General features: G+C 70.1%; 1 protein-coding gene. It reads left to right on the plus strand.

Annotated features, from left to right (window positions below):
• Positions 1-1,383: polyphosphate kinase 1 (gene ppk1 / locus ACZ7HQ_RS45495; protein ID WP_471003524.1), on the plus strand; the 1,383-nt coding region annotated here is incomplete at both ends.

Consider the following 1,383-nt stretch of genomic DNA (forward strand, 5'->3'; position numbering starts at 1 on the left):
CTGGAGCTGGCCGCGGACCCGGCCACGCCCATCCTGGAGCGGGCCAACTTCCTCGCCATCTTCGCCTCGAACCTGGACGAGTTCTTCATGGTCCGGGTGGCCGGCCTCAAGCGCCGCATCGCCACCGGCGTCGCCACCCGCTCCGCCTCCGGCCTCCAGCCCCGCGAGGTGCTGGACCTCATCTGGACCCGCTCGCGCGAACTCATGGCGCGGCACGCCGCCTGCTTCCAGCAGGACATCGCCCCGGACCTGTCCGACGAGGGCATCCAGCTGATCCGCTGGCCGGACCTGACCGAGAAGGAGCAGGCCCGCCTGTTCACCTTCTTCCGGCAGCGCGTCTTCCCGGTCCTGACCCCGCTGGCCGTCGACCCCGCGCACCCCTTCCCGTACATCTCCGGGCTCTCCCTCAACCTCGCCGTCGTCGTCCGCAACCCGGTCAGCGGCCACCGCCACTTCGCCCGGGTCAAGGTCCCGCCGCTGCTGACCCGCTTCCTGGAGGCGTCCCCGCAGCGGTACGTCCCCATCGAGGACGTCATCGCGGCACACCTGGAGGAGCTGTTCCCGGGCATGGAGGTGCTGGCGCACCACATGTTCCGGGTCACCAGGAACGAGGACCTGGAAGTCGAGGAGGACGACACGGAGAACCTCCTCCAGGCCCTGGAGAAGGAGCTCATGCGCCGCCGGTTCGGTCCGCCGGTGCGCCTGGAGGTCGAGGAGTCCATCGACCCGTACGTCCTGGACCTGCTGGTCCGCGAGCTGAAGGTGTCCGACGCGGAGGTCTACCCGCTGCCCGGACCGCTCGACCTGACCGGCCTGTTCGCCATCGCCTCGCTGGACCGGCCGGAGCTGAAGTTCCCCAAGTTCATCGCGGGCACCCACCGGGACCTGGCCGAGGTGGAGTCCGCCTCCGCGCCCGACATCTTCGCCGCCCTGCGCGAACGCGACGTTCTGCTCCACCACCCGTACGACTCGTTCTCCACCTCCGTCCAGGCGTTCCTGGAGCAGGCGGCGGGCGACCCGGACGTGCTGGCCATCAAGCAGACGCTGTACCGCACCTCCGGCGACTCCCCGATCGTGGACGCCCTGATCGACGCGGCCGAGTCCGGCAAGCAGGTCCTGGTCCTCGTCGAGATCAAGGCCCGCTTCGACGAGCAGGCCAACATCAAGTGGGCCCGGAAGCTGGAGGAGGCGGGCTGCCATGTCGTCTACGGCCTCGTCGGGCTGAAGACCCACTGCAAGCTCTCCCTCGTCGTCCGCCAGGAGGGCGACACCCTGCGCCGCTACTCCCACGTCGGCACCGGCAACTACCACCCCAAGACGGCCCGGCTGTACGAGGACCTCGGCCTGCTCACGGCGGACCCGCAGGTCGGGGCGGACCTCTCC

The organism is Streptomyces sp. NPDC037290, assembly GCF_055603245.1.